Source organism: Pseudoclavibacter sp. CFCC 13611 (assembly GCF_008831225.1).
Taxonomy (GTDB): Bacteria; Actinomycetota; Actinomycetes; order Actinomycetales; family Microbacteriaceae; genus Pseudoclavibacter_A.
Genome location: NZ_WBKE01000003.1, coordinates 59699 through 81887, shown reverse-complemented (window position 1 = coordinate 81887; position 22189 = coordinate 59699). Strand labels below are relative to the sequence as shown.

The following is a 22189-nucleotide window of genomic DNA, read 5'->3' as shown; positions in this document are numbered from 1 at the left end:
AGTTCTTCAGTAGCTTGCGTACACGTCGGTGGTCAGCTCGTCAGCGCTGGGCCATGGCGATTTGCGGGCGTACTCGACCGCGTCGTCGACCTGCTGCTTGACTTCGGCTTCGATGGCGTCGAGCTCTTTGGCTGTGACCTTGCGACCGACCTTCTCACGGAAGATGCGCAGCGGGTCGTTGGCCTTTTTGATCTCGTCGAGCTGCTCTTTGGTGCGGTAGAGCCCCGGATCGCCCTCAAAGTGGCCGTACCAGCGGTAGGCCTTCGCCTCGATCACCGAGGGGCCCTCGCCGGCGCGCGCACGGGCGATGGCTTTGCTGGCAGCCTCGTGCACGGCGAAGAAGTCGGTGCCGTCGACCTTCTCGGCGGGCAGACCGAAACCTGCGGCACGAGCGGCGATGTCGCCACTGCCAACCGCGAAATCAGCGCCGGTCGCTTCGCCGAAGCCGTTGTTCTCGAAGATGAACAGCGCCGGCAGCTTGAGCACGACGGCCATGTTCATGGCTTCGAAGACGGTGCCCTGGTTCGAGCCGCCGTCGCCGCTGAATGCGACGCCGATGTTGCCTTCGCCCTTGTACTTGCCGGTGAACGCCGCGCCGACGGCCAGCGGAGCAGCGCCACCGACGATGCCGTTGGCGCCCAGCATGCCCACTGAAAGGTCGGCGATGTGCATCGAGCCGCCCTTGCCGTGGTTCAGGCCGGTCTCTTTGCCGAAGATCTCGGCCATCATGCCGTCGAGGTCGCAGCCCTTGGCGATGGAGTGCCCGTGACCACGGTGCGTCGAGCCGATGACGTCGGTGGGGCGCAGGTTCTCGCACACACCGACGGCGACGGCCTCTTGACCGGCGTAGAGGTGGATGAAGCCGGGGATCTCACCCGACTGGTTCTCAAGGTGGACTCGCTCTTCGAAATAGCGGATCTCAGCCATTTTGCGGAATGCGTGCAGCAGCTGCTCTTTCGTCAGCTGGGACGCCTGTCTCTGAGCCATGCTCTTCCCTTCACTCGTGGTCGGTACGGTGATGGATGAGCCTCGGTGTCTCCATCGATACCGGCAACTTCAGGTTGATCTCAGACTACGCTGGCCGTCTGACGTCGAGGGTGCAGGTGAACACCATTGCAGAGGGTTGCACGGAGGTGGTTGATGGCACAAGAATCAGACGTGTGCCGAGGCCTCGGGCCACACCCCAGAGACACGAAAAGTGTGGTCTGCAGAGCTGCAGACCACACTTTTCACTACTCAGCTTTCGAGCGATGCCCCAACTGTCATCGGGCGCACTCCCGGCATCCGGCGATCAGATGTGCGTCGGGTACCCGATCGCGATGTCGGCGGCCTCGGCGATGGGCTCCGAGAGCGTCGGATGCGGGTGAATCGTCAGCGCGATGTCTTCGACGTTCATCTGAGCGTTGACCGCGAGGCTGAGCTCGGAGATGAGGTCGGAGGCCCCCGGGCCGACGATCTGCGCGCCGATCAGCGTGCCCTCGTCTTTCGTCGACACCAGTCGCACGAAGCCGTCAGGCTCGCCCAGCGACACGGCGCGGGCGTTGCCGGCGAAGGGGAACTTCGCCGTCTCGACCGCGACGCCCTGTTTCTCGGCCTCGTCTTTGGTCACGCCCACTGTCGCGACCTCGGGGTCGCTGAAGCAGACGGCAGGCACACCGATGTAGTCGTTCGCCGTCGGCTGCCCGGCGATGGCGCCGGCAGCGGTCTTCGCCTGGAAGAACGCCTTGTGCGCCAGAGCTGGCCCCGCCGTGATGTCGCCGATCGCGTAGATGTGCGGTGACGCTGTGCGTCCCTGCTCATCGGTGACGACGAGACCGTGGTTGTCGATCTCGACGCTGGTGAACTCGAGCCCGATGTTGTCGGTGTTGGGGCGGCGACCGACGGTGACCAGACAGTAGTCGGCCTCAAGAGTCTCTTCTTCGTCGTTCAGCGTAACGAAGACCTGCACGCCGTCGGCATCCTCATCGACGTCGCGCGCCCGCACGCCGGTGTGGATCTCGACGCCCTTGGCCTCGAGCCGCTTCGTGACGATCGACGAGAGATCGCTTTCGAAGAGCGGCAGGATGCTGGGGGAGCCTTCAAGGATGATCACCTTGGCGCCCATGTCGGCGTAGGCGCCGGCGAGCTCGGTGCCGATGTACCCGCCGCCGATGACGATCATGCGCTTGGGCACCTCGGGCAGATTCAGCGCACCAGTCGAGTCGATCACACGGTCGCCCCAAGGAAAGCTCGGGATCTCGATGGGGCGAGAACCGGTCGCGATGATCAGGTCGTCGAAGGTGAACTGTCGGCCGAGGTCGACGCTCATGAACTGCTGCGGGCCTGCCGGCATCACGCGCAGCACGGTGTCGCTGTCGAGGGTGGCGAAGCCCTGGACGATCTCGACGTCGTGCTTCTTGAGCAGCCCGCGCACGCCACGCGTCATGCGCTCGACCACGTCGTGCTGCTTCCAGTGCTGCGTCTTGGCGAAGTCGAGCTTCGGTGCTTCGAAGCTCAGGCCGTACTGGTCGGTGTCGTGTGCGGCGCGGATGCGGTGCCCGACGCTGATCAGAGCCTTCGAGGGCACGCAGCCCTCGTTCAGGCAGATGCCGCCGACTCGATCGGTGGCCTCGATCAGCGTGACCTTCTGCCCGAGCTCTGAGGCGCGGATGGCCGCGACGTAGCCGCCGGGCCCCGAACCGATGACGATGGTGCCGCGGTGTTCGACTGTGGAGTCGCTCATGATGTTCCTCTCAATGCTTCGTGTCGTGACGCGGCCGGATCAGGCCTCGACCAGCAGACGTGCTGGGTCGTGCAGCACCGCGGTGAGCAGGTTCAGCGCCTGCTGTGCCTTGGCGCCGTCGATGACGCGGTGGTCGGTCGTGAACGACAGCTGCAGCAGCTGCCCGACTTCGAGTTCGCCCTCGTCGTTGACGACCGGGCCCGGTTTTGCGCGCCCGACGCCCAGAATCGAGGTCTCAGGTGCGTTGAGGATCGGTGTGAACCAGCCGCCGCCGACGCTGCCGAGGTTGCTGATCGTGATCGACCCGTCGCCCATGTCGTTGGGGCCGAGCTTGCCGGCTTTCGCCTTCTCGGTGTTCTCGGCGATGCGCTGTGCCACCTCGAAGAGGCTCAGCCGGTCGGCATCGCGCACCACCGGCACGAACAGGCCGCGGTCGGTGTCGGTCGCAATGCCCACGTCGATGCGGTCGCGGTAGACGATCTCACCGGCGTCGAGGTCGAGCCGGGTGTTCAGATCGGGGAACTGCTTCAGCACGGCGACCAGCGCTTTGACGATGTAGGCGAGCGGCGTCAGATGGATGTCGCGTTCGACGGCGAGCTGCTTGTACGTCTTGCGATGTGCGAGCAGCGCAGAGATCTCGACCTCGGCGAAGAAGGTGACCGGCGGAATCTCGTGCGCCTTCGTGACGGCGTTCGCGGTGGCCTTGCGGATGCCGTTGAAGGGAGTGCGACGCTCGCCGCTGCCGTCGTAGGCCGGCGTGACGCTGACCTCGTCGGTCGGTGCGGCGGCTGCCTCGGGATGCGGCTCGGCGCTCGCGGCGACGGCCGGAGCCGACTCTGCATCCGCCGGCGCGGCGCGATGGCCGAAGACGGCGTCGACATCGGCACGCAGCACGTGACCGTGTGCCCCGGTGGGCACCACGGTCGACAGATCGACACCGTGTTCGCGGGCGTACAGGCGGACTGACGGCATCGCGAGCACCGGAGCGCCCTCGGGGCGTGCGTCTGCCGGCGCTGCTGCGGGTTCGGCCGCGGGTGCGGCTGCAGCCGGTGCCGGGGATGCCGGAGCGGCGGGTGCCGCAGGTGCCGGTGCAGCGGGCGCGGGTGCGTTTGGCGCCTCGGGCTCGGCGGCATCCGCGGCTGGCGCCTCATCAGACGCGTCGGGCTCGTCTGGCGAGCCGTCATCGATGTCGATGATGACCTGGCCGACTTCGACGGTGTCGCCTTCTTTGAACTTCAGGCTCTTCACCGTGCCGCTGACCGGTGACGGCAGGTCGACGACCGACTTGTCGTTCTCGATCTCGACGAGGGTCTGATCAGTCTTGACCTCGTCGCCCTCTTTGACCTGCCAGGCTGAGATGACGCCCTCAGAGAGGCCCTCACCCAGCTCGGGCAGTTTGAACTTGAATGACATCTTGACAGTCCTTTCATTGCCCCGGTGGGGCCCGGCGTCTGCGCAGTCACACTGCGCAGACGCGCTTTGCAATCGACGTTTCGGCGCTGGTCGTGACCAGCGTGGGCAATCAGTAGGTCAGGGCCTCGCGGGCCTTGGCCTCGATGTCGGCGGCATTCGGAATCCAGTCGAGCTCGGCGGCGGCGAACGGATAGACCGAGTCGGGAGCCGCGACGCGCATGATCGGTGCCTCGAGGCTGAGGATGCGCTCTTCGGCGATGGCCGAGACCACCTGAGTTCCGACGCCGGCGATGCGCTGCGCCTCCTGCGCCACGACCACGCGGTGGGTCTTGTCGACGGAGGCGAAGATCGTGTCTGTGTCGATCGGCTGCAGCGAGATCAGGTCGATGACCTCTGCCTTGATGCCGTCGGCTGCCAGTGCGTCGGCCGCCTTGACGGCCTGCTGCACCATGGCGCCGTAGGCCACGATCGTCACGTCGGTGCCTTCGCGCACGACCTTCGCCGTGTCGAGTGCCACGCGGTACGGTTCTTCGGGCACATCGCCTTTGACCGAGCGATAGAGCTTCAGGTGCTCCATGAACAGCACCGGATCGTTGTTCTCGATCGCCGCGATGATCAGGCCCTTGGCATCGTAGGGATTGCTGGGGGTGACCACGCGCAGACCGGGAGTGCCGGTGAAGACATGCTCCAGGTTGTCGCTGTGCAGCTCGGCGGTGTGCGTGCCGCCGCCGTACGGGGTGCGCACGGTGATGGGCTGCGCGACCTTGCCGCCGAAGCGGAAGCGGTTGCGAGCCATCTGCGCGTTGAGCGAGTCGGCGGCTTCGAACGTGAACCCCATGAACTGGATCTCGGGGACGGGACGCCAGCCAGTGGCGGCCAGTCCGATCGAGAGTCCGAGGATTGCCGACTCGGCGAGCGGAGTGTCGAAGACGCGGTCTTCGCCGTACTTCGCCTGAAGGCCCTGCGTGGTGCGGAACACGCCGCCGTTCTTGCCGACGTCCTCACCGAAGATGAGGGTGCGGTCGTCTTCGGCGAGCGCCTGATCGAGTCCTTCAGTGATGGCTTTGATGTACGTCAGTTTTTTCGAGCTCATCTCACTCGGCCTCCTTCGCGGTGAATGCTTTGATCTGCTTGGCGACGCCCGGGGTGGGCACCTCGTAGGTGTTGCGCAGGAACTCTGCGACGGTCTGCTTCGGCGCTTTGTCTGCCTCTGCGAGCGCCTCACGGAACGACTTCTTGTACTGCTCGGTGAGGTCGCTCTCTTTCTCAGGGCTCCAGAGGCCGCGGGGAACGAGCAGGTCACGCAGACGGTTGAGCGGGTCACGCTCGATCCACGGCATCTCTTCATCGTGTGTGCGGTAGCGGCTCGGATCGTCGCCGGCGCTTGAGTGCGCTCCGAAGCGGTAGGTCAGAGTCTCGATCAGCACGGGGCCGTTGCCGGCGACCGCGTAGGCGCGGGCGGCGCGGGTCACGGCGTTGACCGCGAGAATGTCCATGCCATCGACCTGGACCGAGGGAATGCCTGCGGCGACGGCCTTCTGAGCGAGCGTGAGCGTATGGGTCTGCTTCGAACGCGGCACCGAAATCGCCCAGCCGTTGTTCTGGATGATGCCCACCAGCGGAGACTGGAACGCGCCGGCGAAGTTCAGTGCCTCGTAGAAGTCGCCTTGTGAGGTGGTTCCGTCGCCGCCGTATGCCAGAGCCACGTTCGGCTCGCCGTTCTTCTGGATGCCGAGGGCTGCTCCCGCAGCCTCGACGTACTGGGCGCCGATGATGATCTGCGGCATCCAGGCGCGGTGGCCTTCGGCCATCGCGTTGCCCTGCACGTGGCCGCGTGACCACAGATAGCCCTGAGCGGGTGTGATCGCACCGTGCTGAATGAGCTGGGGGAGGTCGCGGTACGCAGGGAAGAGGAAGTCCATGGGCTCGAAGGCGGTGATGGTGCCCATGTTACTGGCTTCTTCACCGAGAGTCGGGGCGTAGAAGCCGAGGCGACCCTGTCGGGAGAAGACGATCGTCTGTTCGTGCAGCGCACGCTCCCAGACCATCAGCTCGAGAAAGTGCACGAGCTCGTCTTCGCTGTAGGAGTCGAAAGTCTTCTGGTCGACCACGTTGCTGTTGCGGTCGAGCACGCTCACTGGGTGGTCGTACTCTTCGCCGAGGTTCTCGGCGATCGCCGCGAAGTCGACGATGGGTGTGGCCTCGTCGGTGGCCGGTGTGGCCTCAGGGCCATGAGGTGTGGTCATCATGCCTGTGGTTCCTTTCCTTGTTCATTGCTGCGGGTGCTCGACCGGAGTGCGAGCAGAGAATCGGTCGGTCATTCGACGGGGGCGGGTTTGCGGACCAAGAACAGGATCACCGCGCTGACCGCCAAGAACACGCTGCCGATCAGCAGCGAAGTGCCGAAAGTGATGATCTTCTGTGCCATCAGAATGTTGAAGATCAGCGTGATCAGGGCGCCGCTGGCGAAGCCCTGGTAGATCACGGAATAGTTCTTCGCCTGGTTGTTCTTGCCGAAGAACTCGCCGACGATGGTCGGGTAGATCGTGATGCAGCCGCCGAACGAGGCGCCGAAGAGCAGGAAGCCGACGATGTACAGCGCCGGCTGCGGCAGCCAGGCCAGCCCCAAGACGAACGCGAAGACGGCGAGCACCGCGAGAGCCACGGCCACGATGAGGGTGCGCCGCACCCGGTCGGAGAGCCAGCCGAAGAAGAAACGACCGATCGTGTTGACCAGCCCGACCAGCGACACCAGCGTGATGGCCGTACCGATCAGGTACTTCGAAGGATCATCTGCCGCGATCGCGCCGTCACCCGCGTGCCCGATGATGAACAGGCCGGCGAAGCAGAACGCGGTGATGCCGAAGTACAGCAGGTAGGCCTGCGGGCGGCGAAGCATCTGCGGAATGGTGTATTCGTTGCTCGCGTGCGAGTGGTCTTTGGGGATCTCTGGGGCGTCTTTGAGCAGCAGCCCGCCGCCGCCGATGAGCACGATCACCGTGACCGCCCAGAGGATGAAACAGGTGGTGAGCCCGGCATAGCCGTTGTCGGCGCTGCCCAGCACGGGCGTGACGATGAACGGCAGGATCACAGCGGGCACGCCGTACGAGCCGACCGAGACGCCGGAGATCGCACCAGCTTTGTCGGGGTACCAGCGCAGGACGTTGGTCAGGCTGAGCAGATAGCCGATGCCGTCGGCGGCGCCGACGATGACGCCGGCGAAGATGTAGAGCATCCACAGGTTGGTGGCGAAGGCCGAGACGATCAGGCCGGCTCCGAGCACGATGCCGCAGGCGACCAGCACTTTACGCACGCCGAATCGATGCTGCAGCCATCCGATCAGCAGCGTCGACACCGACAGGCTGATCATCATGATCGAGAAGGTGATCGCGATGGGGAAGGTCTGCGTGCGATCGCCCGAGATGCGCTGCGCGAGAGCGGGATTCAGCACGCTCCAGGCGTAGACCGTGCCCAGGCCAAGCTGGGCGAGCACCGTGCCGAGCAGGACGCGACTCCGAGAACCGCCGGCACCGAGCGCGGCGGACGTCTGGGGCTTGAGTGTCTGGCTCATCGTCACTCCTTCGCAGAGCGAACCTGTGCGCAGCCATGTAGAAGACCATCGGTTTCAGTCTCACTCTGCGATCGGTTCTGATTCCACTCTACGTCTCTTTCCCCGACAGATGTCGGGGAGTCTGCATTGCGTTCAGACGTTGTTCATTCCTGACACGAAGCAGGTGCAGAAGATGTGCGCAGAGGGCTGGCGATGAGGCCGGGAAAGTGCCTATGCAGGGGAGGTGAAAGAAAGTAACGGCCGCCGAGTCTTGTCTGTGCAAGAACCGACGGCCGACTGTGGAGCTATGGGGAATTGAACCCCAGACCTCTTCATTGCGAACGAAGCGCTCTACCAACTGAGCTATAGCCCCGTGACCCTGACGGGCACCAGAAGATGCTACCACTTCTCAAGTGACGTCGCATCAGTCGAGATAGCGGTTGATCGTGATCATGGCGGTGCGATCGTCTGATGTGGCCGTCTCGGCCTCGCAGTCCGCGAGCCGTGCGGCGACGTCGGCCGCATCGACGCCGATGCCGATGAGCACGAGCTGCGTCTCGTCGACGAGCGGATGATTCGGCGACTGGCGCTGGCGGGCGAAACGCACGTGTGCGCCGACGCTCTGCACCTCGAGCGGATGCCGTGCCGCTCCCGGCCCCCGGGTGACGGTGAATCGGACGTGCCCTTTCAGGCGGTAGAGACCTGCCGGGCGGTGATAGAGGAGTTCGAGGAAGCGATGCGGGCTGAGCGGGCGGTCGGTGCGGAACGAGACGCTGGCGTACTGGTCGTGCAGGTGCGGGGGATGCCGGTCGTGAGCATGGCGTTCCAGGTTCTCGAAGGGCAGAGGCACCTGGCCGTATCGCGGCGGTTCGTGCCGGGCCCGGTCGAAGAGCAGCCGAGGATCGATCGTGCCGAACGTGGTCGGCAGCACCGGCGCACCTCGTGAGGAGTCGTCGAGCGTGCGCATGAGCTGGTCGAGGTCGGATGAGGACACCAGGTCTGCCTTGTTCAGCACGATCAGGTCGGCGATGCGGCCGTCCTGTGCGATCTGCGGGTGGCTGCGCAGCGTCTCGAGGTATTCGCCGGCGTCGACCATGAGAACGACGCCGGCGAATCTGACGCCGCGCGTGCTGCTGCGGCTGACGCGCAGAGCAAGGTTCGCCGGATCGGCCAAGCCGCTGGCCTCGATGACGACGGCGTCGATCTCGAGGCTCGGGTCGAGCAGCTGCTGCAGCATGTCGTCGATCTGACCGGCGTCGGTGACGCAGCAGAGGCACCCGCCGCCGAGCGTCACCATGGTGTCTACCGAGGCATCGACCAGCCAGCTGTCGACGGGGATGTCGCCGAAGTCGTTGATGATCACCCCGACGCGCACACCGAGTGCATTGTGCAGCAGCCCGTTCAGAAAGGTCGTCTTGCCACTGCCGAGAAAGCCGGCGAGCACGAAGACGGGAATCTGACGTGTGGGCATGGCAGCATCCTACGGCGATCGCAGCACGCCGAGAAACAGCATCAGCGCATCGACCATACGCTGTGCGCTCTCAGGTGTGAGATCGACGCCGAGGCCGTCGTCGGTGCTGCAGGTGAGGTAGGGGTCGGTGCCGCACTGGATCAGCCCGACCCAGCATTCGTGCCCGCGCGGCGTCGAGAGGACCTGTCCGTCGGTCATCAGCGTCTCGCGTACGACCAATGGCACGGGAACCATTGCGCTCATGTGCATCAGGTCGACCTCGAGGTCGTGCTGGTGGCTCTCGCCCAACACGCACCACGACGGGCAGTCGAGATGCAGTGCGTGGGCGTTCTCGCGAGGCCGCTGGTCGTGCGACGACGTGGCGGGAGCGTCGATCGAAGGGGCGTCGTCGGGCGTGGGCTCTGGGATGTCGTGTTCGTTCATGCGGCCAGTTCACCGGCAGGCGCTGACAGATCGGCACGTGGGTGGCCTCGGCCATCGAAGTGTGCACAGACGATGGTCGGTCGGTCGTCTGTGCAGAGTGCTCAGTCCAAGCGGATGTCGGGGTACTGGTCTGGAATGATGTCTTCGACGCGAACGTGCAGAGCGTTCGCCAGACAGATCAGGTTGATGAGCGTGAGGTTTGCAGGTCGACCGTCCTGGCCGCGCCCCTGCTCATAGCGCACATATGTGTAAGGAGCCATGCCTGCCTGAGCGGCGACGTACTCCTGACTGAAGCCGCGCTCTCGCCGCACCTGAGCGAGCAACAGCCCGAAGTCTGCCATGAAACGCTGCCAGTCCTGCTGCGCGTGAGCGGTCAGGCGGGCGTGACGGGGCATCCAAATAGGATGCAGCTCGCCTCGCTGCGGCATACCCTTGCAGACAAGGGGGAATGCGCAGACCGGCGTCGAGGCCTACGCTGTCTGTGTGAGCACCAATACCACTGCACCAGATGTGACCGCCGAAACCGACGTCGCCGCAGGCGAGAGCCCGACGGTCTTCGCCGAGCTCGAGACGCCGCAGCAGCGAGCCGACCGGCTCTCGCGCGTCGGCACGGGCCCGGTGTGGATCATCACAGCGATCGTGCTCGACGCCGTCTCGATTCTGCTGTTCGCCTTCATCGGCGGTCGTGCGCACGCAGCCGACCCGAGCTTCCTGCATGTGCTCGAGGTGGCCTGGCCGTTCCTGCTGAGCGCGTTCGTCGGGTGGGTCTGGACGCACGCCTGGCGTCGCCCGCTCGACCTCTCGCACACCGCTGCGCCGATCTGGCTGTTCACCCTCGTCGGGGGCGTGCTGCTGCGCGGCCTCACGCTGCACGGCGTCGCCTTCGGATTCGTGATCGTCACCGGCACGGTGCTCGCCGTCTTCATGTTCGGCTGGCGAGCCATTCTGCGGTCGTTCGCTCGACGCTCAGCCGGCTGGCGTCGCTGACCTGCTGAGGTCGACCACGATCGGTCGATGATCGCTCGCGGTGACTCGCTGGCCGGAGATCGGCCAGAGGCCTCTGACCTGCCACTGATCGGTCGTGTATGCACGATCGATCGGCGCTCCCAGCCATGCCGGCAGCACGCTCGGCCAGGTGCCTCCTGTGGCCGACCCCTGCGTGTCTGAGCCCGGCGCCCGGCACGAGCCCAGCGTCGGCCCGATGTTCGCGTCGGTGCCGTTGAAGTCGCCGACGATGACGGCCTCGCCGCTGTCGCACCATGAGCCGAGCCACCCCAGGTGTGCCCGCCAGATCTGGGCTTGTTCCACGGCGAAGCCCGGCTGCTGCGCATGCGCCACCACGATGGTCGGCCCTTGGCCGTTGACCGGTTTGGCGGCGACTCCCGGACGCACCGACTGCGAAGTGTCGTCGACGACGCGGTACCTGCCCAGCTTCGAGCTGATCAGCACCGACGACGGCCATGCGCTGTCGCTGCCCTGCGCGGGAAGCACTCGCATGTCGAGACCGTCTGCTGCGAGCTGGTCGGCCAGGGCGTGCGCTTCGCTGGGGGTCGTCTCTGGGAGCGCGATGACCTGCGGCGAGACCTGCTGAGCGAGGGCTGCAACGTCGTCGATCGAATCGGCTGAGCCGCCCACGTTCCAGCTGAGCACGCGCAGGCCATCAGCGGATGCCGAGGGCAGGCTGGCGACGTCGAAAGCGCGCGGCGGGGCGGTCAGGCGCGGCGAGAGCCATGGCACCGAGGCGAGGGCGACGGCGAGCACGCAGACCAGCGTCAGCATCCGTGCGCGACGGTGCAGCAGCGAGGTGATCAGCAGCAGCAGGCCGATCAGAGCGAGGGCGGCGAGCCACGGCGCGGGCATCGCGAAGAACTGTGCGAAGCCGATCTGCTGGCCGAGGTGCGCGGGCAGCCAGGCGAGGGCTCCGAGCAGCGTCAACACGACGAGCGCCCAGAGCACCGTCACGAGACGACGCATGTGCGGCCTTCCCTCTCATCGCACGGCCGGGCTGCTGAGAGAACAGTACAGTTGAGAGCGTGCCGCACGCTCAACCCATGTTAGCGATGCGCGCCACGTTCGGGGGTCGAGTGCGCCTCCCGTACCTGTGAATCCGCTGAACACTCTGACAGGAGAACCACCCGTGCCCGATCTGCCCAAACTGGTCGCCTTCGATCTCGATGACACACTCGCGCCCTCGAAGTCGCGCGTGCCGGAATCGATGGCGCAGGTGCTGCGCCGGCTGCTCGACCGCACCCAGGTGTGTGTGATCTCGGGTGGCAACATCGGGCAGTTCCAGGCTCAAGTCATCGATGCGCTCGAGGCCGCCGGCGGCACCGACGACGAACTCGACCGGCTGCACCTGATGCCGACCTGTGGAACGCGCTACCACCGGCATGCAGGCGGCGCCTGGCACGAGGTGTACGCGCAGGATCTCAGCGCCGACGAGAAGGCGGCCGCCGAGCGTGCGCTGACCGAGCAGGCGAAACGGCTCGGACTGTGGGAGTCGAAGACGTGGGGGCCGATCATCGAAGATCGCGGGTCACAGATCACCTTCTCAGCGTTGGGGCAGCAGGCGCCGGTCGAGGCCAAGCAGGCGTGGGATCCGACCGGCGAGCGCAAAGACGGGCTGCGACGTGCGGTGCAGGCCGTGCTGCCCGACCTCGAGGTGCGGGCGGGGGGCACCACGTCGATCGACATCACGCGGCGCGGCATCGACAAGGCGTATGGCATCCGGCAGCTCGCCGAACAGACCGGCATCGGCCTCGACGAGATGCTCTTCTTCGGTGACAAGCTCCATGAAGACGGCAATGACTACCCCGTGCGGGCTCGGGGAGTGCAGTCGGTCGAGGTGACCGGCTGGCCCGATACGGAGCAGCGTCTGCGACACCTGTTGGGGCTGTAGAAAATCGTTCTCGTGGCGTGTCGCACCCGCTTGGCGCACGCGATCCGCGTCATTCCGCGGCAGAACGCCATCGTGGTAATTACATTGGTGTTACACATCATCTAGTGGTGGCTTGCGTGGCCCGCCACTAGATGTAGTATCGACTCATATCTGCTGCGGCAGGCACTCCAAGAGAGGGATCATCGAGAGCGCAGCTGCCCAGAACACTGAGAAGACACCGATTCGAACTGCCGCTGAGGGCGAGTGCGAGTCTGAAGAATGGAGACGAAAGATGTCAGTCACGGTCTACAGCAAGCCAGCATGCGTGCAGTGCAACGCGACCTACCGCGCTCTCGATAAGCGTGGCATCGACTACACCGTCGTCGACATCACCGAAGACGCCGCTGCGCTCGCCCAGGTCAAGGAGCTCGGCTACATGCAGGCGCCGGTCGTCGTGACCGATGGCGGTCACTGGTCGGGCTTCCGCCCCGACAAGATCGACGCGCTCGCAGCATCCGCCGTCGCAAGCCTGGCTTGAGACCGAGGCTGAGAACCATCTTGGACACCACGCACCCCGGCTCCGGAAGCGGCGAGAACAGCCAGCTCGACTACCACGCGCTCAACGCGATGCTGAACCTGTATGACGAGCAGGGACACATTCAGTTCGACAAAGACCACGAGGCGGCTCGGCAGTACTTTCTGCAGCACGTGAACCAGAACACGGTCTTCTTCCATGACCTGGAAGAGAAGATCGAGTATCTGATCGAGAACGAGTACTACGAGAAAGAGTTCCTCGACCTCTACCCGTGGCAGTTCGTCAAAGACCTGTTCAAACGGGCCTATGGCTACAAGTTCCGCTTTCCGACCTTCTTGGGTGCGTTCAAGTACTACACGAGCTACACGCTCAAGACCTTCGACGGCAAGCGCTATCTCGAGCGTTTCGAAGACCGCGTCACGATCGTGAGCCTCTACCTGGCAGCAGGCGACCAGGAGCTCGCGACGCATCTGGTCGACGAGATCGTCTCGGGCCGGTTCCAGCCGGCGACGCCGACGTTCCTCAACGCGGGCAAGAAGCAGCGCGGCGAACTCGTCAGCTGCTTTCTGCTGCGCATCGAAGACAACATGGAGTCGATCGGCCGTTCGATCAACTCGGCGCTGCAGCTCTCGAAGCGCGGCGGCGGCGTGGCCTTCCTGCTGTCGAACATTCGCGAGTCGGGTGCGCCGATCAAGCACATCGAGAACCAGTCGTCGGGTGTCATCCCGATCATGAAGCTGCTCGAAGACTCGTTCAGCTACGCGAACCAGCTCGGTGCGCGTCAGGGCGCCGGTGCGGTGTACATCAACGCACACCACCCCGACATCTATCGGTTCCTCGACACCAAGCGTGAGAACGCCGACGAGAAGATCCGCATCAAGACCCTCTCGCTCGGCGTGGTCATTCCCGACATCACGTTCGAGCTGGCCAAGCGCAACGAAGACATGTACCTCTTCAGCCCCTACGACGTCGAGCGCGTCACGGGCAAGGCGTTCGCCGACCTGTCGGTCAGCGAGCACTACTACGAGTGGGTCGACGACTCCCGTATTCGCAAGACGAAGATCAGTGCCCGCGAGTTCTTCCAGACGCTCGCCGAGATCCAGTTCGAGTCGGGCTACCCGTACATCCTGTTCGAAGACACGGCCAACCGGGCGAACCCGATCAAGGGCCGCATCAACATGTCGAACCTCTGCAGCGAGATTCTGCAGGTCAACGAACCCAGCCAGTACGACGAAGATCTGTCATACGCCCAGATCGGCAAAGACATCTCGTGCAACCTCGGTTCGCTGAACATCGCGAAGACGATGGACTCCGAAGACTTCGGTACCACCGTCGAGACCGCCATCCGCGGTCTCACCGCGGTCAGCGACCACAGTCACATCCACTCGGTGCCGTCGATCGAGGCGGGCAACGACCGCAGCCATGCGATCGGCCTCGGGCAGATGAACCTGCACGGCTACCTCGCTCGTGAGCGCGTCTTCTACGGCAGCGAAGAGGGCGTCGACTTCACGAACATCTACTTCTACACGGTGCTCTACCACGCACTGCGCACATCGAACCAGATCGCCATCGAGCGCGGCGAGCGCTTCGACGGCTTCGACGAGTCGAAGTACGCCAGCGGAGCGTTCTTCGACAAGTACATCGAGCAGGAGTGGAAGCCCACGACGCAGCGCGGCCGCGAGCTGTTCGAACAGGCCGGCGTGCGCATCCCCACACAGGACGACTGGCGCGAGCTCAAGGCGAGCGTGCAGGAGCACGGCATCTACAACCAGAACCTGCAGGCGGTGCCGCCGACCGGCTCGATCAGCTACATCAACAACTCGACCTCGTCGATTCACCCGATCGCCTCGAAGATCGAGATTCGCAAAGAGGGCAAGATCGGTCGCGTCTACTACCCGGCGCCGTTTATGACGAACGACAACCTGGAGTACTACCAGGATGCCTACGAGGTCGGCTACGAGAAGATCATCGACACCTATGCCGCGGCGACGCAGCACGTCGATCAGGGGCTGTCGCTCACACTGTTCTTCAAAGACACCGCGACCACCCGTGATCTGAACAAAGCCCAGATCTACGCATGGCGCAAGGGCATCAAGACGCTCTATTACATCCGTCTGCGCCAGATGGCGTTGGAAGGCACCGAGGTCGAGGGCTGCGTCAGCTGCATGCTGTGACGCAGATGTGACTGTTTGGCTGCGGCAGTCGGCTCAGGTCGATTGATGCGACTAGTCTCAGGAGGAGTCCCCGTTTCTGCGAGGGCTCCTCTTGTCTGCTGCCGTGACCGCGATTTTCATTCTGAGGGAGAGAGATGTCTGCACCGAAGCTCAAGCTCGTCGACCGGGTCGACGCGATCAACTGGAATCGCATTGAAGACGACAAAGACCTCGAGGTCTGGCAGCGTCTGACCGGCAACTTCTGGCTGCCTGAGAAGGTGCCGCTCTCGAACGACATCCAGTCGTGGGCCACGCTCACCGAGGCTGAGAAGACGCTCACCATGCGTGTGTTCACCGGCCTCACTCTGCTCGACACGATTCAGGGCACCGTCGGTGCGGTCTCGCTGATTCCCGACTCGATCACCCCGCACGAAGAGGCGGTGTACACGAACATCGCGTTCATGGAGAGCGTGCACGCGAAGTCGTACTCGTCGATCTTCTCGACGCTGTGCAACACGCCTGACATCGACGATGCCTTCCGCTGGTCGGTCGACAACCAGAAGCTGCAGCGCAAGGCCGCGATCGTGCTCGAGTACTACCGCGGTGACGACCCGCTCAAGCGCAAGGTGGCCTCGACGCTGCTCGAGTCATTCCTGTTCTACTCGGGCTTCTACCTGCCGATGTACTGGTCGAGCCATGCGAAGCTCACGAACACGGCCGATCTGATTCGCCTGATCATTCGTGACGAGGCGGTGCACGGCTACTACATCGGCTACAAGTTCCAGAAGGGCCTTGAGGCGGTCGATCAGGCCAAGCGCGACGAGCTCAAAGAGTACACGTTCTCGCTGATGTACGACCTGTACGACAACGAGGTCGAGTACACCCAGGATCTCTACGACGAGGCCGGGCTCACCGAAGACGTCAAGCGCTTCTTGCACTACAACGCGAACAAGGCGCTGATGAACCTCGGGTATGAGCCGATGTTCCCGTCATCGGTCACCAACGTGAGCCCGGCGATTCTCTCGGCGCTGTCGCCGAACGCCGACGAGAACCATGACTTCTTCTCTGGCTCGGGCTCGTCATACGTGATCGGCAAGGCCGTCAACACCGAAGACGACGACTGGGACTTCTAATCTGACCCAGCGAAGCGGTAGGGGCTGAGCTCTGTCTGCTGGAGCGCACCTGCGCCGATTGCACTCTGCCTGCGCGGATTGGACGAAATCGGCCGGTTTGCGAGTGATCGCGGTAGAGAGCGAGTGATCCGCGCAGGTGGACTGTGCGCCCTCGCGAGAATCGACACCCCGGCATTCCTGAGCTCTCGATGCAGCAGGGGCGAGGTGAAGTTGGGGTTCTCACGGACACCGACGCTGAGAACAAACGTTCGTGCACCTCGGATTCAGCCACCCCTGCTGCAGTCTCCTGCGGCAGCTGCTCACGCGTCGCGGCGCGCTTGACCTTGACGCGGCCGTGCTGCGAGACGCCCTGTGCCTCGATCTGCTGCATCCACGCATTCGCTATTGGCCGTGGTGCGCCGTTCCAGGTGGCGCTGGAAGCGGGCGCTGGATGCGAGCGGATGAGGCACTCCGGTCGCAAGGTATATTGTTTACTAAGTTAGGTAAATCAAGTCAGCGACCTTCACTGACGCCTTTTCACGCGATGAGGCTGCGTACGCAGGTTCGGGGTGCGTCCCCAACGCCTTCTCGCCATGATCGGAGCTTTCCATGGAGCAGAACACCGCTGTGCCCTATGCCTCGCCTGCAAGCGCGGCAGGGGCGCCGTTCGTCTCCCAGTCGCAGCGATACGACGGCATTCTTCTTGCCGGCTTCGGAGGCCCCGAAGGGCAGGAAGACGTCATCCCGTTTCTCAGAAACGTGACGCGCGGTCGCGGCATTCCAGAAGAACGGCTTGAAGAGGTCGCCCACCATTACCGTCGCTTCGGCGGCATCAGCCCGATCAACGCACAGAACCGAGCCCTGAAGAAGGCGCTCGAGCGCGAGCTGGCGGCGCGAGGCATCGACCTGCCCGTCTACTGGGGCAACCGCAACTGGGCACCGTATCTGACTGAAGCGGTACGCGAGGCGGATGCGGCAGGCGACCATCGACTTCTGGCGCTCGCCACGAGTGCCTACAGCTCGTTCTCAAGCTGCCGTCAGTACCGAGAAGACTTCGCTCGTGCGCTCGAAGAGACCGGCCTCGCCGAGACCATGACGATCGACAAGATTCGTCAGTTCTTCGATCACCCGGGCTTCGTCGACTCATTCGTTCCGAGCGTTCTGTCTGCTCTGCAGAGGTTCCGCGACGATGGAACCGACGTCGAACACATGCGTGTGCTCTTCACCACCCACTCGATTCCTCTCGCCGACGCGCAGCGGTCGGGGCCACGAGATGCAGACTTCGGCCCGGGTGGCGCGTATGAGGCACAGCACCGGGCGGTGGCCGCAGCGGTGATGCGTCGCGTCGGCGATCAGGATGCGATGCTCAAAGACGTGAGCTGGGAGCTCGTCTACCAATCTCGCTCAGGGCCCGCGGCGCAGCCCTGGCTGGAGCCGGACGTCTGCGACCGCATCGCCGAGCTGCCGGGCGAGTCGGTCGAGGCCATCGCGATCTCGCCCATCGGATTCGTCAGCGACCACATGGAGGTGCTCTGGGATCTCGACACCGAGGCTCTCGAAGCGGCGTCAGAAGCCGGTCTTCGCGCCGTGCGAACGGATACCCCCGGCACCGCTCACACACAGGTGGCCGGCATTGTCGACCTCATCGAAGAACGCATGTCGGCGGTCGACCCGGCTGATCGCCCGTCTGCGACCGCGCTTGGCCCGTGGTTCGACGTGTGTCGGCCAGGCTGCTGCGAGAACGTCAGAGCGGGGTTCAAACGTGCTGCCGCAGGCGTCGCGCCGTGAGTGCAGCCGTCGTCGTGAAGCGTCCGCAGAGGCGCATTCCGCTGTTCGGCTGAGGGCCGTGACCGCCGATCGCGGCGTGTAACGTGGTGGAGGCAGGATGCCCTTCGGACGCGTCGAGGGTCGGCGCGTCGCTGCGAGACAGGATGAGGATTTCTGATGGCGACACACGGACTGATCATCGACCACCCCGGACTCCCGACCGTTCCCGACCAGCGCGCGGCCCTCGACGACGCCCAGGTCGGCGAGTGCACAGAGATCGCACCACGCACGCAGGAAGACTGGCACTACCGCATTCGCGAGGCGCTGGAGACCTTCGACGCGGACGACACCGCGGTGGTCTCAGAACTCTGCGTACTCGGTCTGAACGCGGTGAGCCTGCTCGACAGCCTTGAGGCCGTCAGCGCGAGCCACGTGCGCTTCGTCTCGCTCGGGGATGGCATCGACACCGCCGAGGATCCTCGATTTCTGGCGCACGCCAAGACCATCAGCAACGCGCTCGAGGCCGGCAGGCTCGCGCAGGCGCGCACCATCATCGACCGTGCGAAGCATCGAGACGCGGTGACTCCGCCCAAAGCCGAGTTCGTCGATCGCGACCTCTGGGAGGCCACGCCCGCTGAGACCATCGAGGACTGACTCAGGAAAGCGGGAGACCATGTCGCCGAACCAGTCGCAGCGCCTGAACGCCGAAGCGCTCGAGAAGTTCTCGTCGAACGCGCAGCGCAGACTGGACGCCGCCCGACTGCAGGGCCGTGTGATCGATCAGTCTGACAAGGTCGCGGTCGACGGCTGGCTCGGCGCCATGGAGCGCGGCTTTCTCGATGCGCTGCCGCCGACACCGCGCATGCGTCGAGAGCTGCGCGACACGTTGGTCGGCAGTCGCATCATCGGCATCTACGACGACGCTCTGAGCATCGAGGGCGATTCTGCCGATCAGAGTGATCGCGAAATCGACGAAGACCCGACTGACGAAGAGGCCATGCACAGCGCGATCGCGGCATCGCCGGCGGGCACCGCCCAAGGGTGGCCGGCCGGTCTCACGCTTGTCGGTGGCGCATCAGTGGATGCCTGGGCGATTTCTGCTGTGACGGTCGCCGGCACGCATCGTCGGCGGGGCATCGCCCGAGCCATGATCACGGATCAGCTGGACGCAGCGATCGCGAGTGGAGCATCCGCCGCTGTGCTGACCGCAACCGAAGGCGGCATCTACGGGAGATTCGGATTCGGCCCGGCCACACGCTCGACGACGCTGCGCTTCGATCCGAGACGAGTCTCATGGCGTGACCAGACAGACGACGATATGACTGTGCAGCTGGTCGCGCCGCAGACTCTGCGCGCCGAGGCGCCGCAGGTGTTCGAACGTGCGCGGAATGCCGGAGACATCGGCAGACGTGACGTGTGGTGGCAGCAGGCGCTGCGCGTCTTCTCGCTGCGGCTGTTCAACCACGGTGACTCAGGCACCACGCTTGCGCTGCGCGTCGACTCTGCGACGACTGGGCGGCTCGAAGGCTTCGCCCTGTACCGAGTCTCCGGCGGCGAGGAGCACGGCCGTCTGACGGTCGACGAGGTCTGTGCTGCAGATCCCGCTGCCGAGGCGGCGCTCTGGCACCATCTGCTCTCGACCGATCTGGTCGGCGAGGTCTCTGCACGCAGTCAGCCGGTCGACTTCCTGCTGCCGTGGCTGCTGAACGATCCGCGGGCGGTCGCGGCGAAGCAGACCAGCGACTCGCTCTGGGTGCGTGTGCTCGATGTCTGTTCAGCGCTTGCAGCACGGTCGTGGTCGCGCAGCCCGGCCGGGACTCGGCTGCGGCTGCGCGTCGGCGACGCGTTGGGCTATGCCGACGGAGACTATCTGCTGCAGGTCGACGAGCTGGGCGCAGGCACCGTCGAACGCCTGCGCAGCGCCGCGACGACGGACGCTTCGGTGCCGACGCTGGAACTGGACGTCGCCGACCTGGGGTCGCTGCTCTTCGGATACACCTCGGCGAGCCTGCTGGCTGGTGCCGGGCGAGCCCGTGGGCTGGGCCAATGCGAGGCGGAGGCCTTGGCACTGGCCGATGACCTGTTCTCGACCGCCCGTGCGCCGCACCTGCGCACACCCTTCTGAGGTCTGACCACAGAGGGGAGGTGCCGGCCCGATCGCGTGCGACGGAACCTCGACAGCGCTGGCGCACACGTGCGTGAAGACGTGGTGACGATTCGCCGCACACTATGCAAAAGACGGGCATACAATGAGGGGCGTGCCACGGCAGAATGACAGAGTTCTCGACCCCAGGGCGCAGCGAACTCGTCAGGCGCTGCGCACGGCCGTGCTCACCCTGATCAGTCAGGAGCCGATCGAGGTCATCTCGATCTCAGACGTCGTTCGTGAGGCAGGCGTCAACCGCAGCTCGTTCTACGTGCACTACAGCGATATCGACGAACTGCTCGCCGACGCGTTCGAAGAGCTCTCGATCAGCGTCAATCAGACGAACATGATCTCGCCCGGAGTGCCGCACGACGCCGAGACCGGCCTTCCCAAGACGCTCATGCAGTATCTGGAGCACATCGCCGAATACAAGTCGGCCTATGCCTGGGCGCTTGGCCCGAAAGGCAGCGCCGCGGTCACGCACCGTCTGCGCGAGCAATTTCGCGCGATCATCGAGCAGAGTCTGTTGCAGTACGCCGACCGCAGCACCGCAGTGCCGATGGGGTTCGACGCCGACGCGGCCTTTCTCGCCGGTGCAGTGATCGGGACCATCTCGATCTGGCTCTCCGAAGCTCCCGAGGTGCCAGCCAAACGCGTGAGCGTGTGGCTGTGGCGCCAGCTGCAGCAGGATTTCCTGCGCATCCTCGAACGCTACGCACTCACCAACCGGCCGGCCGCCCGGCTGCCGAAGCGCGGGCGTCGTCCGAGCAATCCTGGTCGCGGCTGAGCGTCAGCGCACCACCTGTACCTGATCGCCCACAGTCTTCTGCACGAACGCGTAGCGGCTGTCGGCGCTTTCGCCGGGAAACTCGCTGCGCACCCGCTCGTCGGCCTGCGACATGGGCAGGATGCGCAGGCCGTGTCGAGCCCCCAGCGAGACGCCGCGAGCGACGAAGTCCATGAACGTCGGTGTGAACGTGGCCTGCTCGACGGTGACTGGTCCGTCGCCGGTGCGCACCAGCTGCCACTGCGCGATGCCTCCGGTGCGATTGTTGACCGGCACCTGCGTCGAGAGCATGTTGCCCAGTGAGTTCCAGACCAGCGTGCGCCCGCCATCCGGACGATCGATGAACTCGGCCGGCTGCAGTACATGCGGGCCGGTGCCGATGACGACGTCGGCGCCCGCGTTCACGAGCTTCTGCGTGAGCTCGCGCTGCGGGGCATCGGTCGCCGTGGAGTCTTCGGTGCCCCAGTGCATTGAGACCATGACGACATCGGCCTGTTTGCGGGCCTCGGCGAGCTGCTCATCCATGAGCGGGCCGTCGGTGGTGTTCAGACCGAAGGTCGTGTGCCCCATGTTGCTCTGTGCGGTGAAGGCGAGCTGGGCGATCTTCATGCCGTTGATCTCGGCGTAGGCGATCGTGCGCTGCTCTTCGGAGCTGCGGTTGGCCCCGGCGATGAGCTTCGGCTGCAGGGCGTCCCAGGTGTCGCGGGTGCGGTCGATGTCAGCCTGCTCGTAGTCGGCCATGTGGTTGTTCGCCAGGTTGATGTCGTTGCAGCCGACGTCGCGGCTCAGACTCTCGGCGAACTGAGTGGGGGCGCGGAACCGAGGATAGGTCGTGATCTGTGCGGGGGATGTGGCCGAGGCGAGCACCTCTTCGTTGCAGAAGACCAGGTCGGAGCTCTGATAGATCGGCCGGATCGCGTCGAAGTAGCGACCGTAGTCGTAGCCGTCAGCGGTCTTCGCCTCGGCGTTGACCGCCTGATGCGGCAGCATGTCGCCCATTGCACTCACGGTCACGCGCTGTTCTGTCGGTGCGCTTGGTGTGCTCGGTGCGCTGCTGGTCTGCTCTGGGATGGATGAAGCAGGTGCATCTGGTGCGCCGTTCGGAGTGCACCCCGTCAGCGCGAGTGTCAGACCGAGCAGGCCGACGGTGAGAGACAGCGGCAGAGACCGAGGTAGGTGGCGCATGCGACTCAGTATATGGGCTGCTGTGATTCAGCTGTGAGAGACGTTGT

At 64.8% G+C, this 22189-nt stretch carries 20 protein-coding genes and 1 tRNA gene; 9 read left to right on the top strand and 12 right to left on the bottom strand.

From position 1 onward, the window contains the following. Positions 1-6 precede the first annotated feature (6 nt). The 10 genes from F8O08_RS08975 to F8O08_RS08930 form a co-directional block, all read right to left on the bottom strand. Complete coding sequence (locus tag F8O08_RS08975; RefSeq protein WP_225733323.1) at positions 7-987, bottom strand: thiamine pyrophosphate-dependent dehydrogenase E1 component subunit alpha; 981 nt, start codon at positions 985-987, stop codon at positions 7-9. Positions 988-1291: 304 nt separating this feature from the next. Further along, positions 1292-2722: a dihydrolipoyl dehydrogenase gene (gene lpdA / locus F8O08_RS08970; RefSeq protein WP_158030206.1), complete on the bottom strand. Its 1431-nt coding sequence runs from the start codon at positions 2720-2722 to the stop codon at positions 1292-1294. Between the two features lie 39 nt (positions 2723-2761). Continuing rightward, the gene (locus tag F8O08_RS08965) at positions 2762-4135 is read right to left on the bottom strand and encodes a dihydrolipoamide acetyltransferase family protein (protein WP_158043075.1); all 1374 of its coding nucleotides are present in this window, start codon (positions 4133-4135) and stop codon (positions 2762-2764) included. 109 nt (positions 4136-4244) lie between these two features. After that, the gene (locus F8O08_RS08960; protein WP_158030204.1) at positions 4245-5228 is read right to left on the bottom strand and encodes an alpha-ketoacid dehydrogenase subunit beta; all 984 of its coding nucleotides are present in this window, start codon (positions 5226-5228) and stop codon (positions 4245-4247) included. A gap of 1 nt (position 5229) precedes the next feature. Further along, a complete protein-coding gene (locus tag F8O08_RS08955; RefSeq protein WP_225733324.1) occupies positions 5230-6384 on the bottom strand; it encodes a thiamine pyrophosphate-dependent dehydrogenase E1 component subunit alpha in 1155 nt (384 codons plus the stop codon). Positions 6385-6452: 68 nt separating this feature from the next. After that, complete coding sequence (locus F8O08_RS08950; protein WP_158037173.1) at positions 6453-7706, bottom strand: MFS transporter; 1254 nt, start codon at positions 7704-7706, stop codon at positions 6453-6455. Between the two features lie 279 nt (positions 7707-7985). Beyond that, positions 7986-8058: transfer RNA gene (locus tag F8O08_RS08945), tRNA-Ala, on the bottom strand. Positions 8059-8109: 51 nt separating this feature from the next. Further along, on the bottom strand, positions 8110-9156 hold the full coding sequence (locus tag F8O08_RS08940) for a CobW family GTP-binding protein (protein WP_158037174.1): 1047 nt from the start codon (positions 9154-9156) through the stop codon (positions 8110-8112). 9 nt (positions 9157-9165) lie between these two features. Continuing rightward, a complete protein-coding gene (locus F8O08_RS08935) occupies positions 9166-9579 on the bottom strand; it encodes a DUF6907 domain-containing protein (protein ID WP_158043074.1) in 414 nt (137 codons plus the stop codon). A 101-nt stretch (positions 9580-9680) separates the two neighbouring features. Continuing rightward, positions 9681-9974, bottom strand: a complete 294-nt coding sequence (locus tag F8O08_RS08930) for a helix-turn-helix domain-containing protein (protein ID WP_192496794.1) — start codon at positions 9972-9974, stop codon at positions 9681-9683. An 88-nt stretch (positions 9975-10062) separates the two neighbouring features. Here F8O08_RS08930 and F8O08_RS08925 point away from each other — a divergent pair, with 88 nt between their 5' ends. Further along, on the top strand, positions 10063-10566 hold the full coding sequence (locus tag F8O08_RS08925; protein WP_192497748.1) for a DUF3054 domain-containing protein: 504 nt from the start codon (positions 10063-10065) through the stop codon (positions 10564-10566). Here F8O08_RS08925 and F8O08_RS08920 read toward each other — a convergent pair. Further along, positions 10546-11553, bottom strand: a complete 1008-nt coding sequence (locus F8O08_RS08920; protein WP_158037178.1) for an endonuclease/exonuclease/phosphatase family protein — start codon at positions 11551-11553, stop codon at positions 10546-10548. The two genes, F8O08_RS08925 and F8O08_RS08920, sit on opposite strands and share 21 nt — an antisense overlap. 163 nt (positions 11554-11716) lie before the next feature. On the opposite strand from F8O08_RS08920, the gene F8O08_RS08915 reads away from it, so the two are divergent. The 8 genes from F8O08_RS08915 (at position 11717) to F8O08_RS08880 (ending at position 20957) form a co-directional block, all read left to right on the top strand. Beyond that, positions 11717-12478, top strand: coding sequence for an HAD-IIB family hydrolase (locus tag F8O08_RS08915; protein WP_158043071.1), 762 nt, complete (start codon positions 11717-11719; stop codon positions 12476-12478). Positions 12479-12749: 271 nt separating this feature from the next. Then, positions 12750-12995 carry a glutaredoxin-like protein NrdH gene (nrdH, locus tag F8O08_RS08910; RefSeq protein ID WP_158037180.1) on the top strand — a complete coding sequence of 82 codons (246 nt, stop codon included), beginning with the start codon at positions 12750-12752 and terminating at the stop codon, positions 12993-12995. 20 nt (positions 12996-13015) lie between these two features. After that, positions 13016-15166 (top strand): class 1b ribonucleoside-diphosphate reductase subunit alpha, encoded by a 2151-nt coding sequence (gene nrdE / locus F8O08_RS08905; RefSeq protein ID WP_225733325.1) that lies wholly within the window; start codon positions 13016-13018, stop codon positions 15164-15166. 134 nt (positions 15167-15300) lie between these two features. Next, positions 15301-16278: a class 1b ribonucleoside-diphosphate reductase subunit beta gene (nrdF, locus tag F8O08_RS08900; protein WP_158043070.1), complete on the top strand. Its 978-nt coding sequence runs from the start codon at positions 15301-15303 to the stop codon at positions 16276-16278. A 588-nt stretch (positions 16279-16866) separates the two neighbouring features. Then, positions 16867-18045 carry a ferrochelatase gene (locus F8O08_RS08895; RefSeq protein WP_158043069.1) on the top strand — a complete coding sequence of 393 codons (1179 nt, stop codon included), beginning with the start codon at positions 16867-16869 and terminating at the stop codon, positions 18043-18045. Between the two features lie 156 nt (positions 18046-18201). Then, entirely contained in the window at positions 18202-18678 is a 477-nt protein-coding gene (locus F8O08_RS08890) for a hypothetical protein (RefSeq protein WP_158043068.1), read from the top strand. A 19-nt stretch (positions 18679-18697) separates the two neighbouring features. Beyond that, positions 18698-20149 carry a GNAT family N-acetyltransferase gene (locus tag F8O08_RS08885; protein WP_158043067.1) on the top strand — a complete coding sequence of 484 codons (1452 nt, stop codon included), beginning with the start codon at positions 18698-18700 and terminating at the stop codon, positions 20147-20149. Between the two features lie 133 nt (positions 20150-20282). Continuing rightward, positions 20283-20957 (top strand): TetR/AcrR family transcriptional regulator, encoded by a 675-nt coding sequence (locus tag F8O08_RS08880; RefSeq protein WP_192496559.1) that lies wholly within the window; start codon positions 20283-20285, stop codon positions 20955-20957. Positions 20958-20960: 3 nt separating this feature from the next. Here F8O08_RS08880 and F8O08_RS08875 read toward each other — a convergent pair whose 3' ends face one another. Next, positions 20961-21971, bottom strand: a complete 1011-nt coding sequence (locus F8O08_RS08875) for a CapA family protein (RefSeq protein WP_192497747.1) — start codon at positions 21969-21971, stop codon at positions 20961-20963. Between the last annotated feature and the right edge of the window lie 218 nt (positions 21972-22189).

Bases quoted from the DNA above. Each gene is read 5' to 3' on its own strand.
- nrdH (WP_158037180.1), top strand. From the start codon at position 12,750: ATGTCAGTCACGGTCTACAGCAAGCCAGCATGCGTGCAGTGCAACGCG.
- F8O08_RS08955 (WP_225733324.1), bottom strand. From the start codon at position 6,384: ATGATGACCACACCTCATGGCCCTGAGGCCACACCGGCCACCGACGAG.
- F8O08_RS08940 (WP_158037174.1), bottom strand. From the start codon at position 9,156: ATGCCCACACGTCAGATTCCCGTCTTCGTGCTCGCCGGCTTTCTCGGC.
- F8O08_RS08935 (WP_158043074.1), bottom strand. From the start codon at position 9,579: ATGAACGAACACGACATCCCAGAGCCCACGCCCGACGACGCCCCTTCG.
- F8O08_RS08965 (WP_158043075.1), bottom strand. From the start codon at position 4,135: ATGTCATTCAAGTTCAAACTGCCCGAGCTGGGTGAGGGCCTCTCTGAG.
- F8O08_RS08895 (WP_158043069.1), top strand. From the start codon at position 16,867: ATGGAGCAGAACACCGCTGTGCCCTATGCCTCGCCTGCAAGCGCGGCA.
- F8O08_RS08890 (WP_158043068.1), top strand. From the start codon at position 18,202: ATGGCGACACACGGACTGATCATCGACCACCCCGGACTCCCGACCGTT.
- F8O08_RS08975 (WP_225733323.1), bottom strand. From the start codon at position 987: ATGGCTCAGAGACAGGCGTCCCAGCTGACGAAAGAGCAGCTGCTGCAC.
- lpdA (WP_158030206.1), bottom strand. From the start codon at position 2,722: ATGAGCGACTCCACAGTCGAACACCGCGGCACCATCGTCATCGGTTCG.
- F8O08_RS08930 (WP_192496794.1), bottom strand. From the start codon at position 9,974: ATGCCCCGTCACGCCCGCCTGACCGCTCACGCGCAGCAGGACTGGCAG.
- nrdF (WP_158043070.1), top strand. From the start codon at position 15,301: ATGTCTGCACCGAAGCTCAAGCTCGTCGACCGGGTCGACGCGATCAAC.
- F8O08_RS08960 (WP_158030204.1), bottom strand. From the start codon at position 5,228: ATGAGCTCGAAAAAACTGACGTACATCAAAGCCATCACTGAAGGACTC.
- F8O08_RS08920 (WP_158037178.1), bottom strand. From the start codon at position 11,553: ATGCGTCGTCTCGTGACGGTGCTCTGGGCGCTCGTCGTGTTGACGCTG.
- F8O08_RS08885 (WP_158043067.1), top strand. From the start codon at position 18,698: ATGTCGCCGAACCAGTCGCAGCGCCTGAACGCCGAAGCGCTCGAGAAG.
- F8O08_RS08950 (WP_158037173.1), bottom strand. From the start codon at position 7,706: ATGAGCCAGACACTCAAGCCCCAGACGTCCGCCGCGCTCGGTGCCGGC.